The organism is Brevundimonas albigilva (genome assembly GCF_023573565.1).
Taxonomy (GTDB): domain Bacteria; phylum Pseudomonadota; class Alphaproteobacteria; order Caulobacterales; family Caulobacteraceae; genus Brevundimonas; species Brevundimonas albigilva.
Window position 1 is genome coordinate 1,965,361 of sequence record NZ_CP097649.1, and the last position, 12,543, is coordinate 1,977,903.

Sequence of the window (12,543 nt, forward strand, 5' to 3'; positions counted from 1 at the left end):
GGCGTTATGTCTGCGTGACCGTATCGGACACCGGCGCGGGCATGACGGCCGAGGTCATCGACCGGGTGTTCGAGCCCTTCTTCACCACCAAGGCGGTCGGCAAGGGCACCGGGCTGGGCCTCAGCCAGGTCTATGGGTTCGCGCGTCAGTCGGGCGGCGGCGTTCGGGTCGCCTCGACGGTCGGGCGCGGCACGGAGGTTCGTCTCTACCTTCCCCCGCTTGCGGAAGCCGAAGCGCCGACGCGGGCGCCGACGCGCTCGACGCCCCCGCCCGAAACGGCTTTCGCCGGGGGGCGCCGGCTTCTGCTGGTCGAGGATGACGCCAATGTCGCCGCCGTGGCCGTCGATCTGCTCGAGGGCTTCGGCTTCGACGTCCAGTTGGCCGAAACCGGCGAGGCCGCCCTGGGCGCCCTGGCCGCGGGCCGCTTCGACCTGATGCTGACCGACGTGGTCATGCCGGGCGGGATGAGCGGCGTGGATCTGGCGCGACGGGCCGCGCGCGACTGGCCGGACATGCGCATCGCCCTGACCAGCGGCTATGTCGGCGACGATGTCGACGGCGTTCTGGCCGATGCGCCGTGGCCCTTCCTGCGCAAACCCTATTCGGCCGATCAACTCCGCCGCTTGGTCGAGGGGACGCCGGCCGCGTCGGCTCGATGACGGATACGAAAAAGCGCGCCGCGGGAACCCGGGCGCGCCTTTGATCGAGATCGGGCCGCGGAGTTAGCGGCGCGCCTTGCGGGCCGCGTAACGGGCGTCGCGACGCGCCTTCTGCTCTTCCTTGGTCAGCTGCTTGCGAGCCTTGCGGTCGGCGCGCTTTTCGGCGTCGATCGCGTCTTGGGCCTCGCGTTCGGCCGCCATCCGCGCGGCTTCCTTCTCGGCCTTCTCGCGGCGCACCTCGGCCTTGGCCAGTTCGTGCTGCTGGCGCAGAGCCTCCTTTTCGGCGGCGCGCTTCTCGGCCAGCCGGTCGAATTCGGGATCGGGGGCGGCGGGCTTGGGCTTGAACTTGGCGAGCAGGGCCTTCTTGGCTTCCTGCTGGGCGGTCAGGCGGTCGGTGAATCCGGTCTTGATGTCTTTCATGCGGGCGAGCGCTGTTTCCTTGTGAGCGGCCGCGACGGCGGCCATCGAGGGTCAGGCGGCGAACGGCGCACGGCCCGAAGCGGCCGCACAAAGCCTAAACCGGCGGCGAAATCAAGGTCCGAAACGGTCGATGGCGAGCATCGGCGCGGGCCGCCTGAACAAGCCGCGCCATGTGTCGCAGATAGGTCGCGCCTCGCCGGATGCAAGGCGCGCCCCCGTAACGAGCGTCAGTTCGGCTTCTGAGCGTGGCCGGCCGCAGTGCCGGCGGCGCCGCCGACCGCGGCGCCCACGGGCCCGGCGACGACGGCGCCGGCCACGGCACCCGTGGCCGCCTTCTGTTCCACGGTGGCCCCGCAGGCGGCAAGGGCGAGGGCGGCGGCGGTCAGGGTCAGGATGGCGATGCGGGTCATGATGTCCTCCAATGGCTCCGCTTCAAACACCCGTGCGCCGCTCCAGTTCCCCGAGCCGCGCGACAAAGCATCCCAATACCAGATTACGCCTGGCAGGCCCCGTCGGCCACGCCCCATGTAAGCTTAGATCACGCGCCGATGTGCAGTCTATGCAAGTATTCGGGTCTCAGGCCGAAGAGGATCGTCGACGTTCCAATGCTTATTCATCGACCCCGCGTTCAAAATCTCGCCCCATACGCGTCGCAAACGTGAAACTTCAGCGACTTAACCGTCAGCTTGCGAATCGACCACATTAGGGTCACAAACACCGCTATATAGGCCCGTCCTCGACGTCCGGGCCCGTGAGCCGAACGTCGTCTGCAGGCTGGAACGCGACCGTCAGAGTCGCCCGGCCGGCGAGACTACCCCCGGGGGCGGCGTTTCCAGCCCTGCTGACTAGGATACTACGTTGTCGCATTCCTCGCAGACGCGCGCCATTTCGGCTGCCGATCGTGTGGCGAAGGTCAAGCCTGTCCACGCGGCCGCCGCTTTCGGCGGTCTGGTGGGACTGGCGATCGGGGCCGCCTATCTGGGCGGCGTGGCGGCGCAGGAGACGACCCTGCGCGCGCAGGCCGAACGTATCCAGGGCGCCACCGCCGCCGGCTTCACCGAAGAAGCCCTGTCCGCCGCCGCCGGCGGCCTGGATCCCAGCGCGCTTGCGATCGCCCGACGTCACGACCCCTACACCAGCGCAGGCTCGGCCGAGCGCGACCGCCAGGCCGAACTGCTGGCCGCCCGCCTGGAGCAGCTGCGCGCCAACCCCGGCGATCCCAACCTTCGTCGCGCCAGCCTGTCGGCCCCGACGCCCGCCCAGCCCTTCCGCATGGATCACGCGCTGGACGCCAGCCGCGACCTGGATTGCCTGACCCAGGCCGTCTATTACGAAGCGCGCGGCGAGGGCCGCGACGGCATGAGCGCCGTGGCCCAGGTGGTTCTGAACCGTGTCCGCCACCCCGCCTTTCCCAAGAGCGTCTGCGGCGTCGTCTATCAGGGCGCCGCGCGTCGCACCGGCTGCCAGTTCTCCTTCACCTGCTCGGGCGTGATGCGCGGGCGCGTAAACCAGGCCGCCTGGAACCGCGCTCGCGACGTGGCGTCCAAGGCCCTGTCGGGGGGCGTGTACGCCGCCGTCGGCAACGCCACCCACTTCCACACCACCGGCGTGTCGCCGGCCTGGCGCGGATCGCTGGTGCGCGTCAGCCAGGTGGGCAGCCATCTGTTCTATCGGTTCGGCGGCCGCTCCGGCTCGCGCGGCGCCTTCACCTACGCCCCCCGGCCCTCCACCGACGCCGACCAGCCGCGCCTGATCCAGGCCGCGATCAATCCCGTCGAGGCCGCGCGTCAGGCCGGCGAGGCCGTCGCCTATTCGCTGGTTCTGGCCCAGGAAGGCCGCGCTGCGCCCGAGGCCGCCGCCGCGACCACGACCGCCGCTAGGCCTGCCGCACAGCAACGCAGCGCCCCGGCCTCGGCTTCGCAGGCGCAGCCTTCGACGCCGTCGCCCGCCGCCTCCGCGCGCGCTCAGGCCGCGCCGACGCCGCGTGCGGCGCGTCCGGCCGAATCCCCCAAGCCTGAAGCCGCCGCGTCCGCCAACGCCGTCTGACCGCTCCGACGACGGTCGTCGCGAACTTGTCAGGCTCCGTGGGCCCTGTCCGGGGACGGCGCGGGATGGAGGGGGACGCGCTTGAGCCAAAGCTTCAGCGCTTCCCAGTGGATGGCGGCCACCACCTTAAGGGTCAGCAGCGGCATGGCCAGGACGACGCGGAGGATCGCGCTGTCCGTTAGGGCGTGGCGGCGCCCGGTCATCGCGGCGGTGATCAGCAGGCCGTCGCGATCCGTCCCGTCGATCTTCAGGGCCATGTGATCGTCCGGGGCGCGCCCCCGAAACGCATAGCGCATGTCCATCCCCATGAAGGGCGAGACGTGCAGCGCCTTTCGCGCCTCCTGGCGGAACGCCCCGGCCCCCGCCGCCTCGGCGTCGACGGGCAGAACGTAGGCGTGTCTTTCGCCGAAGGTGCTGGAGACCTCGTAGATCACCGCCGCCAGCCGCCCGTCGGCGGCGTGGCAGTAGTAAAGACTGATCGGATTGAAGACGTAGCCCAGAACGCGGGGCATGGTCAGCAGCCGCACGGCGCCGCCGCCGATGTCGACGCCCGCTTGGCGGAGGCGTCCCAGGACCTGATCGCGAAGGGGCGTGGGCGATCCGTCGCCATGATCCCGGTCATGGAATCCCAGCAGGTTGAAGCGATTGCGCGACAGAAGCCGCAACCGCGCATCAATCTGGTCCAGTTCGGCCAGGTCGAGCAGCAGCCAGAACACCCGATAGCGCAGCCTGTGTTCGCGAGGACGAAGGCGCCTGTGCGTCACCTCGCCGTGATACAGGGCCGAGTTCACGCCACGCGCTCCAGCCCCGCATGGCTGGGGATGACGTTGATGCGTCCGCTCTCGTTCTCGACGGACCAAGGACGGCGCACGCCGCCGAGCTGTTCGGCCACCGCCAGACCCGACTGGAGGCCGTCCTCGTGGAAGCCGGCGCCGAAATGGGCGCCGCAGTACCAGACGCCGCCCTGCCCCTGCAGGGTCCAAAGCGCCTTCTGCGCGCGGATCGCGGCCGGGTCGAAGATCGGGTGCTCGTAGACTTCCGTTCGCAACAGCGTTTCCGGGCGCGGGGGGCGCGGCGGGTTCAGCGTGACGAACAGGTCGGGACCCGACAGGCCCTGCAGCCGGTTCATCCAGTAACTGACGCACAGTCCGCCCTCGACGCCGATGTAGTTCCAGGCCGCCCAGGCGCGTCGGCGACGCGGCATCAGGCCCGCGTCGGAATGCAGGACCGTCAGGTTGCGGCTGTAGCGGAAGGCGCCGAGCAGCGCGCGCTCCGCTTCGGTCGGCTGGGCCAGCATCGCCAGCGCCTGGTCGGCGTGGGCGCCGATCACGACGTGGTCGAAGCGGTCCTTGCGCCCCTGGCTGTCCAGCACCTCGACCTGCCCGTCGATGCGCCGCACCTCGACCGCGCCGTTGGCCAGCCGGATGTCCTCGCCCAAGTCCTGCGCCAGACGAGAGACGTAGGCCCGGGCGCCGCCCTGGACGGTGCGCCATACCGGCCGGCCGGTCAGCTTCAACAGGCCGTGGTTGCCGCAAAAACGGATGAAGGATTCCGCCGGATAGTCCATCAGGGTGTGCGCCGGAGACGACCAGATGGCCGCGGCCATCGGCAACAGATGGTCGTCCCTGAAGGCTTCGCTGAAGCCTTCGCGCTTCAGATAGTCGCCCAGGGTCAGACTGGCGTCCGACAGCGTCGCCAACTGCGCCGGCGCGTCTCGATAGAAGCGCAGGATTTCCCGCAGCATGGTCCAGAAGCGCGGCCGAAAGGCGTTGCGCCTCTGGGCGAACAGGGCCGGCGCCGCATATTCGAACCGGCCTTCGTCCAGCGAGACCGCGAACGACATGTCGGTCGCACGGCTGGCGACCCCAAGGTGATCGAACATCGCCACCAGATTGGGATAGGTCGCATCGTTGAAGACGATGAAGCCGGTGTCCACGGGCGTGGTCCCGGCGGGCCCCTGAACGTCCACCGTATTGGTATGACCGCCCAGGCGGTCGGCCTGTTCATAGACCACCACCTTGTGGCGACGGGCCAACAGCCAGGCGCACGACAGGGCCGATATGCCCGACCCCACGACCGCGATCCGCAACGGCCGGGTCGTGTTTTCGGGGCGGTGGGCGATCGGCATGAAGACTCCGGCTTGACTTTAGGCTTCGATACGTCGCGCCGGGAGGTTCGGATGCTGTCATCCGCCGACGTTCCGCCCGCGTAAAAGGACCATGCATGAGACGGTCGCCCTATCATCGGTACGCCGCCCAATGAGCCCTGATCACGCAGCGGGGGACGAGAACGGCCGACTGATCCAGGCGGTCGCGATCTGCCGCGACCGAGAGGCCTTCGCCCGTCTGTTCGAATATTTCGCCCCTCGCCTGAAGGCCTATCTGATGCACGCGGGCGCCCCGGCCGGCGCCGCCGAGGACTTCGCCCAGGACGCGATGCTGACGGTCTGGCGGAAGGCCGATCTGTTCGACCCCAGCCGCGCCAGTGCGGCGACGTGGATATTCACCATCGCCCGAAACCGTCGGTTGGACGTGCTGCGCAAGGAATCCCGCCCCTTGCCCGTCGCCGATCTCAGTCTTCTGCCTGACGAGCCCGATCGCCCGGATGACCTTCTGTCAGGCGCCGAAGAGGCGGCGCGTCTGACCGAGGCCATGCGGCGACTGTCGCCCGACCATATCGAGGTGCTGCGCCTGGCCTTCTTTCAGGGCGCCGCTCATTCCGAAATCGCCCGCCATCTCGACCTTCCCCTGGGAACCGTCAAATCCCGCATTCGCAAGGCCATGATCAAGCTTCGTATCGCGCTCGAACCGCTGAGGGGACTAGAATGACCCCGATGCGCCATTCCGTTTCCGACGATCGCCTTCTGGCCTATGCGGCCGGAGCGCTGAGTTCGCCAGAGGCCCTGGTGGTCGCCACGCACCTGTGGATGCGGCCCCAGGCCGGAGCCTTCGCGCGCCGGCTCGAGGCCGTCGGCGGGCGCCTGTTGGAGGACATACCGCCTGAACCCCTCCCCGCCGACGCCCTAGCGCGCGTGATGGCCCGGGCCGAGACCGATGCGGGGACGGTCGAGCCCGCCTTGCCGCTGAACGACATGCCGCAGTTGCCCGAGCCGCTTCGCCGCCACGCGCTGGGCCCGTGGCGATGGATGGGACCGGGCGTGCGCGTGCGCGACGTTCTGGGGCCGCGCGACGGCGCTTGCCGCGTCATTCTGCTGGAAATCCAGCCTGGCCGGGTGATGCCGCGCCACACGCACGGCGGCGTGGAACTGACGTGCGTCCTGTCCGGCGCCTACGCCACCGACGACGAGCGGTTCGACAGGGGCGACCTGGAGGAGGCGGATCAGCACACCCTGCACCAGCCGCGCGTCGTCTCCGACGAGGCCTGCCTGTGCGTGGCCGCGCTGGACGGGCAGATTCTGCTCGACGGCTGGCTGGGGCGGCTGATCCAGCCGTTCATCCGCCTCTAGGGGCGCATCCGGGGGCCGCCTTCCTTCGTAGAGACCACGAACGCCGGGAGGGATCATGCTGGTCATCGTCGTCTGCGCCGTCCTGGCCGTCATCGCCCTGTCCATCGCCTGGGTGATCGTGCGCTTCGCCGGCGACGGCGGCTGGACCGATGTGGTGTGGGCCCTGTCGATCGGCGCCATCGGGGCCTTGGCCGCGCTGTGGCCGGCGACCGACGCGATCGACGCGCGCCAGCGGCTTGTCGCTGTGCTGATCGGCCTATGGGCGCTTCGGCTGGGCGGCTACATCGCGGTGCGCACCGCTCGCTCGGACACGCCGGATCCCCGGTATGAGCGCTTCAAGATGCAATGGGGCGGATGGGGTTTCAAGGCCTGGGCGTTTCTGATGATACAGGCGGCGACCGTGGCGGTTCTGGCCGTGTCGCTGCGGGCCGCCGCCATCCGCCCAAACGCCGATCTGGGGTGGCGCGACGCCCTGGCGGCCCTGATCGTGCTGATCGCGGTCGGCGGGGAAGCGCTGGCGGACCGCCAGATGGCCGCCTTCCGTCGCGAGCCCTCCAACAAGGGCAAGGTCGCCGATACGGGCCTGTGGGCCTGGTCGCGGCATCCCAACTATTTCTTCGAATGGACCGTCTGGCTGGCGTGGCCGGTGATGGCGCTGAGCCTTGATCACCCGTTCGGCTGGCTGTCGCTGATGGCGCCGGCGATGATGTGGTGGCTGCTCAATCACGTCAGCGGCGTGCCGATGCTGGAGGCGCAGCTGCTGAAGTCGCGACCGCAGGCGTATCGCGCCTACCAGCAGCGCGTGTCCCGCTTCTTCCCCCTTCCGCCCAAGGCCCGCTGACCGGAGGCGTCATGCCCTTATCCGCCCTTCTGCGATCCGCCCAGGACGCCCCCGCGCCGGATTTCATCGTCCGGCCCGCCATCGCCGCCCTGGTGGCGGGCGCGCGCAAGGGACTTCAAGAGACGCCCGACGCCGACGCCCGCTTCGCGCGGGAAATGGCCGGACGCGTGATCGCCGAGCACGTCGAGGCCGCCAACGCCCAGCACTACGAGCTCCCGGCCGAGTTCTTCCGCATCTGCCTGGGGCCGCGCCTGAAATACTCGTGTTGCCTGTACCCCGCCGGAACCGAAAGCCTGGCGCAGGCCGAGGAAGCGGCGCTGGCTGAGACCGCCCAGCACGCCGGCCTCGCGGATGGTCAGCACGTTCTCGAACTTGGCTGCGGCTGGGGCTCGCTGTCGCTGTGGATGGCCGAGCGCTACCCCGCATCGACCATCACGGCGGTGTCCAACTCGGCCGGTCAACGCGCCTTCATAGAGGGACAGGCGCGCGAGCGCGGCCTGTCGAACCTGACCGTCCTGACGCGCGACATGAATGACTTTGACATCGACCGTCGTTTCGACCGCATCGTCTCGGTCGAGATGTTCGAGCACATGGCCAACTGGCGCGCCCTGCTGACCCGCGCGCGCCGGTGGCTGACGCCGGAGGGCGCGATGTTCATCCACGTCTTCGCGCACCGGACGACCCCCTATCGCTTCGAGGCGTCGGACCCTTCCGATTTCATCGCCCAGCACTTCTTCACCGGCGGGGTGATGCCCAGCCATGGCCTGATGCGGCAATATTCCGACCTGTTCGAGGTCGAACAGGACTGGCGCTGGAGCGGCGCCCACTATCAGCGGACCGCGCTGGACTGGCTGGCCGCGATGGACGCCCAGCCCGAGGCCGTGGCCCGCATCATGCGCGACGTCTATGGCGACCAGGCCCGGCTGTGGACCCGGCGCTGGCGGCGCTTCTATCTGGCCACCGCCGGCCTGTTCGGCGACGCCGGCGGTCGCGAATGGGGCGTCAGCCATTATCGTCTGCGCGCCGTCTGAAGGAGACTGTCATGCGCTATCTGCTGGCCTATCTCGGAAGCGGGCTGACCATGGGGGTGCTGGACGCCATCTGGCTGACGCTGATGGCGCCGCGGCTGTATCAGCCCGCGATCGGGGAACTGATGGCGGCCCGCCCCAACATGCGCGCCGCCGTCGCCTTCTACCTGATCTATGTCTTCGGCGTGGTCGTGGTGGCGGTCCTGCCGGCGCTGCGGGAAGGGTCCGCCCTGCGTGCGGCGGGCATGGGCGCCGTGCTCGGACTGGTGGCCTATGCGACCTACGACCTGACCAACCAGGCCACCCTGCGGGTCTGGCCGACCCACATCACCCTGATCGACCTCGCCTGGGGCGTCGTCCTGACGACCACGGCCGCGCTGGGCGGCTACTGGCTGGCCGCCCGCTTCTCGTCCTGACGACGGGCGGGGGCGGCCCGGCGTGGTCGGTCACCCGCTCGCGACGGCGATGCGCCCCCCGCCGCTCTCGATGGCGTCCAGAAGATCCATCACGTCGTCCAGCGTGTTGGCTTCGCGCGCGGGCTTGTCCCAACGGATTCGGCTGACGCGCGGAAAGCGCATGGCGACCCCCGACTTGTGCCGGCTGGAGCGTTGCAGGCCCTCGAAAGCGATCTCCAGCACCAGGCCGAAGTCGCGCTCGGCCCGAACTGAGCGAACAGGTCCGAAGCGGTCGACGGTATGGTCGCGCACGAACTTGTCCAACTGCTTCAGCTCCTCGTCGGTGAAACCGAAATAGGCCTTGCCCACCGGGGTCAGCGCTCCCTCGTCAGTCCAGACGCCGAAGGTGTAGTCGGAATAGAAGCTGGACCGCTTTCCGTGGCCGCGCTGGGCGTACATCAGCACGGCGTCGATGACGTGCGGGTCGCGCTTCCACTTGAACCAGGGCCCCTTCGGACGACCCGCCAGATAGGGGCTGTCCCATCGCTTCAGCATCAGGCCCTCGGCGGCCGCGCCGACCGGGGGATCGGCCCTTAGACGACCCAGGGCCTCCCAGCTGGCGTAGTCGACCAGCGGCGACAGCCGCAGCCGATCGCCGGGGTGGGCGTCCACCAGGGCCTCCAGCCTGGCCCGCCGCTCGGCCAGCGGAAGCGCGCGCAGATCCTCGCCGTTCCAGGCCAGCAGATCGTAGGCCAGGACGCCGGCCGGGTGGGCGGCCATCAACTTGGCGTCCACCGCCTTGCGGTTCAGCCGCTGCTGCAGATCCCCGAACGGCGCGGGCCGCCCGTCGCGCAGCACCAGCAGCTCGCCGTCGATCGCGCCGTCGAAGTCCAGCCCCTCCATCACGTCGGGAAAGGCGGCGGAAATCTCGTCGCCGGTGCGGGAATAGAGGCGCGCGACGCCGCCCTCCCGCACCGCCTGGACCCGGATGCCGTCCCACTTCCATTCGGCGGCGTAGTCGGCGGGCGAAAGCTTGGGAAAATCGACCGCCTCGTCGATGGCGACCGCCAGCATCACCGGCCGGAAACGTCCCGGCGCATCGGGACTGGGCCGTTCGGCCCGCCCCTCCAGCCAGGCGAACAGGTCGGCGTAGGGCGGATCGACCGCGTGCCAGACCTCCTCGATGTCCGAAACGTCCACAGCCGTCAGGGCCGTCTGCGCCTCGTCGCCTTCAGGGTCGGGCGGCTGCGCGATCGCGGCGGGCCGGATCATGGCCGCCGCGGTCTTGGCCAGCCGGGCCGACAGACCGATCCGCAGGCCGCCCGTGACCAGTTTCAGCAGCGCCCAGCGCCCCTTGGGTTTCAACGCGTCCAGCCAGCCCTCGATGAGCAGCTGAACCTCGCCGCGCTTGGCGCGCAACAGCGCATCCACCACCTCGGCCAGTTCCGGTTCGCGGTTGGGGCGATAGTCCGCGGGCGACGGCCACAGCAGGGCCACCGTCTCGGCTAGGTCGCCGACATAGTCGTAGGACCAGCCGAACAGCACCGGGTCGACCCGTCCCTCCACCGCCTTGCGGATCAGGGCCGGCTTGGCCGCCGTAAACGTCAGGTCGCCGGTCAGGGCGGCCAGCGCCCATCCGCGGTCCGGATCAGGCGTCGCCTTCAGATAGTCGCGCACCAGCACCAGCTTGGCGTTGCGCGACGCCGTCAGGGACAGGCGATCCAGAAGCTCGGCGAAGGCGCGCATGGTGATCCGTCATCGGCGTCGAAAGCGTCGCCGAGGGGACAACGGGAAACGCCGCTCAGGTTTCCCCCGAAGGCGTGCGTATTCGCCGGGTCGTCGTCTCAGGCGGCGACCGACTGCGCCAACGCCGACGACAGGCCGGCCACGGCTTCCCGCCCGCCGGGGACGCGGCCGATCACGTTCGCCAGGGCGGCGAAGTCGATCGGCTTGTTCAGATAGGCGTCGGCGCCGGCCTGCAGGCCCGCTTCGTGGTCCTCGCTGCGGGCCGAGGCGGATAGGACGACGATCGGCGTGTCGGCGTTCAGTCCGCCCTCGCGGATCAACCGCGTCGCCGTAAGGCCGTCCATCACCGGCATGTTCACGTCCATGACGATCAGGTCGAACGGCTGTTCGGAGGCCGCCTTCACAGCCAGTTCGCCGTTTTCGGCCGTGACGGTGACGTGCGCGGCGGAACTCATCCACGCCTCCAGGATCATGCGGTTCACGGGATGGTCCTCGACCACCAGCACCCGCAGGGAGGCGACGCCCTCGACCTCGGCGTGGATTTCCTCGGCCGGCGCCGGCCGGGCCCATTCGACCACCTCGGCCTCGACCGCGAAGGTGAAGGCTGATCCCTGGCCCAGGCGCGACGTCACCGTGATGTCGCCGCCCATGATGTTGGCCATGCGGCGCGAGATCGTCAGACCCAGACCCGTGCCGCCGAACCGGCGCGTCGAGGAGGCGTCCACCTGGGTGAAGGGCTGGAACAGCCGCTCCAGATCCGCCGGCGCGATTCCGGCGCCGCTGTCGGTCACCTGGAACTCGAACCGCGCGCGCTGGTCTGAAATGCGCTCGCCGCGCACCACGTAGCGGATTTCTCCCGTATCGGTGAACTTGACCGCGTTGGACAGCAGGTTCTGGACCACCTGGCAGACGCGCAGGGGATCGCCGCGAACCACCATCGGCACCTCGCCCTCGAAGGTCGAGACGAAGCCCAGCCCCTTGGCCTCGGCCTGGGCCTCGAACGGCCCGGTGATGCGCTTGTGAAGGTCCTCGATCACGACGTCGACGATCTCGAAGGTCATCTTGCCGGCCTCGATCTTGGTCATGTCGAGGATGTCGTTGAGAAGGCTCAGCAGGTTGTCGCCCGAGTTGCGGATGATCGACAGATACTCCCGCTGGGTCGTCTCCAGCCGTGTGGCGCTGAGCAGCTGGGCCGCGCCCAACACGCCGTTCATCGGCGTGCGCAGCTCGTGGGAGATGACGCCCAGGAAATTGGACTTGGCGTCGTTCGCGGCGTTGGCCTTGTCGCGAGCGCTTTCCAGCTCTTCGATCAGATGCGCCTGGTGCGCCTGGAAGGCCCGGATTCGCTCCTCGCGCAGCATGGTCATGGTCACCAGCACGAACAGCCCGGCGGCCGTGAACGGCAGCACCAGCAGCAGGGACCAGAACTCCGGCTGGCCGATCAGGCTCAGCAACATGACGATCGAAGCCGCGCCGTAGGGCGAGGAAATGATCACGGCCTGGCGGGGCGAGCTGCGAAGCTGGGCGAAGACCAGCACATAGCCCGACACCACCAGCGCCACGGCCAGGGGCTGGCCGAACGGCGCCCCGGAAAACCACGCCAGCAACGGCGCGACGGCCCAGGCGCCGGTGGTGACGGTGGCCACGGTCGGGAAGACGAACCCCCAGCCGCCGTCGACCCGCTCGGCCATGCGTCGCTCGAACGCGCCGCGAACGGCCCCGGCGCCGACCGTGCCCCCGAACCACAGCAGGGCCTGCCACCACGGCACCACGCCGAGCAGGCCCAGCGCCCAGCTGGCGATGATCAGATAGCGCAGATACTGCGTCTGCAGGATCGCCGTCAGGGCCTGGGCGGCGTCGCCCGCGTGCTGATCAGCGGTCATCGGCTTCGCGACGCCGTCGGATTCCACCATGCAGCCGTCCCCCACGTTCTGTTTGGTCG

The 12,543-nt window shown here is 69.4% G+C and carries 13 protein-coding genes; 7 read left to right on the forward strand and 6 right to left on the reverse strand.

Going from position 1 to position 12,543, the window contains the following annotated elements; genetic code table 11:
* Positions 1-14 precede the first annotated feature (14 nt).
* Positions 15-659, forward strand: a complete 645-nt coding sequence (locus tag M8231_RS09805) for a response regulator (RefSeq protein WP_250201379.1) — start codon at positions 15-17, stop codon at positions 657-659.
* A 63-nt stretch (positions 660-722) separates the two neighbouring features.
* On the opposite strand, the gene M8231_RS09810 is transcribed toward M8231_RS09805, so the two are convergent.
* Both M8231_RS09810 and M8231_RS09815 read right to left on the reverse strand, forming a co-directional pair.
* On the reverse strand, positions 723-1,079 hold the full coding sequence (locus M8231_RS09810; RefSeq protein WP_249750126.1) for a DUF6481 family protein: 357 nt from the start codon (positions 1,077-1,079) through the stop codon (positions 723-725).
* 227 nt (positions 1,080-1,306) lie between these two features.
* Positions 1,307-1,489 carry a hypothetical protein gene (locus tag M8231_RS09815; RefSeq protein WP_250201380.1) on the reverse strand — a complete coding sequence of 61 codons (183 nt, stop codon included), beginning with the start codon at positions 1,487-1,489 and terminating at the stop codon, positions 1,307-1,309.
* Positions 1,490-1,937: 448 nt separating this feature from the next.
* Between M8231_RS09815 and M8231_RS09820 the strand changes: the two genes are divergently transcribed.
* Positions 1,938-3,125, forward strand: coding sequence for a cell wall hydrolase (locus M8231_RS09820; RefSeq protein WP_250201381.1), 1,188 nt, complete (start codon positions 1,938-1,940; stop codon positions 3,123-3,125).
* 29 nt (positions 3,126-3,154) lie between these two features.
* Here the strand turns inward: M8231_RS09820 and M8231_RS09825 are convergent, their stop codons facing one another.
* Together M8231_RS09825 and M8231_RS09830 are read right to left on the reverse strand one after the other, a co-directional pair.
* Positions 3,155-3,916, reverse strand: a complete 762-nt coding sequence (locus M8231_RS09825) for a DUF1365 domain-containing protein (RefSeq protein WP_249750123.1) — start codon at positions 3,914-3,916, stop codon at positions 3,155-3,157.
* Positions 3,913-5,253, reverse strand: a complete 1,341-nt coding sequence (locus tag M8231_RS09830; protein WP_249750122.1) for an NAD(P)/FAD-dependent oxidoreductase — start codon at positions 5,251-5,253, stop codon at positions 3,913-3,915. Before M8231_RS09830 ends, M8231_RS09825 begins: the two co-directional genes overlap by 4 nt.
* Before the next feature lie 130 nt (positions 5,254-5,383).
* Between M8231_RS09830 and M8231_RS09835 the strand changes: the two genes are divergently transcribed.
* From M8231_RS09835 to M8231_RS09855, 5 genes are read left to right on the forward strand one after another with little or no spacing between them, the layout of a single operon-like run.
* Entirely contained in the window at positions 5,384-5,953 is a 570-nt protein-coding gene (locus tag M8231_RS09835) for a sigma-70 family RNA polymerase sigma factor (protein ID WP_250201382.1), read from the forward strand.
* On the forward strand, positions 5,950-6,591 hold the full coding sequence (gene chrR, locus M8231_RS09840; protein ID WP_249750121.1) for a cadmium/peroxide/UV radiation responsive anti-sigma factor ChrR: 642 nt from the start codon (positions 5,950-5,952) through the stop codon (positions 6,589-6,591). The genes M8231_RS09835 and chrR overlap by 4 nt, the downstream gene beginning before the upstream one ends.
* Before the next feature lie 55 nt (positions 6,592-6,646).
* Positions 6,647-7,432: a DUF1295 domain-containing protein gene (locus M8231_RS09845; protein WP_250201383.1), complete on the forward strand. Its 786-nt coding sequence runs from the start codon at positions 6,647-6,649 to the stop codon at positions 7,430-7,432.
* Between the two features lie 11 nt (positions 7,433-7,443).
* On the forward strand, positions 7,444-8,463 hold the full coding sequence (locus M8231_RS09850) for an SAM-dependent methyltransferase (protein ID WP_250201384.1): 1,020 nt from the start codon (positions 7,444-7,446) through the stop codon (positions 8,461-8,463).
* An 11-nt stretch (positions 8,464-8,474) separates the two neighbouring features.
* Positions 8,475-8,876, forward strand: coding sequence for a DUF2177 family protein (locus tag M8231_RS09855; RefSeq protein WP_250201385.1), 402 nt, complete (start codon positions 8,475-8,477; stop codon positions 8,874-8,876).
* Positions 8,877-8,906: 30 nt separating this feature from the next.
* Here the strand turns inward: M8231_RS09855 and M8231_RS09860 are convergent, their stop codons facing one another.
* The gene (locus M8231_RS09860; protein ID WP_250201386.1) at positions 8,907-10,601 is read right to left on the reverse strand and encodes a cisplatin damage response ATP-dependent DNA ligase; all 1,695 of its coding nucleotides are present in this window, start codon (positions 10,599-10,601) and stop codon (positions 8,907-8,909) included.
* A 98-nt stretch (positions 10,602-10,699) separates the two neighbouring features.
* The gene (locus tag M8231_RS09865; protein ID WP_250201387.1) at positions 10,700-12,514 is read right to left on the reverse strand and encodes an ATP-binding protein; all 1,815 of its coding nucleotides are present in this window, start codon (positions 12,512-12,514) and stop codon (positions 10,700-10,702) included.
* Positions 12,515-12,543 lie beyond the last annotated feature (29 nt).

Excerpts from the sequence above, each read along its gene's own strand:
- M8231_RS09860 (WP_250201386.1), bottom strand. The coding sequence starts at position 10,601 with ATGCGCGCCTTCGCCGAGCTTCTGGATCGCCTGTCCCTGACGGCGTCG.
- M8231_RS09815 (WP_250201380.1), bottom strand. The coding sequence starts at position 1,489 with ATGACCCGCATCGCCATCCTGACCCTGACCGCCGCCGCCCTCGCCCTT.
- M8231_RS09810 (WP_249750126.1), bottom strand. The coding sequence starts at position 1,079 with ATGAAAGACATCAAGACCGGATTCACCGACCGCCTGACCGCCCAGCAG.
- M8231_RS09850 (WP_250201384.1), top strand. The coding sequence starts at position 7,444 with ATGCCCTTATCCGCCCTTCTGCGATCCGCCCAGGACGCCCCCGCGCCG.
- M8231_RS09830 (WP_249750122.1), bottom strand. The coding sequence starts at position 5,253 with ATGCCGATCGCCCACCGCCCCGAAAACACGACCCGGCCGTTGCGGATC.
- M8231_RS09845 (WP_250201383.1), top strand. The coding sequence starts at position 6,647 with ATGCTGGTCATCGTCGTCTGCGCCGTCCTGGCCGTCATCGCCCTGTCC.
- M8231_RS09855 (WP_250201385.1), top strand. The coding sequence starts at position 8,475 with ATGCGCTATCTGCTGGCCTATCTCGGAAGCGGGCTGACCATGGGGGTG.
- M8231_RS09835 (WP_250201382.1), top strand. The coding sequence starts at position 5,384 with ATGAGCCCTGATCACGCAGCGGGGGACGAGAACGGCCGACTGATCCAG.
- chrR (WP_249750121.1), top strand. The coding sequence starts at position 5,950 with ATGACCCCGATGCGCCATTCCGTTTCCGACGATCGCCTTCTGGCCTAT.
- M8231_RS09865 (WP_250201387.1), bottom strand. The coding sequence starts at position 12,514 with ATGGTGGAATCCGACGGCGTCGCGAAGCCGATGACCGCTGATCAGCAC.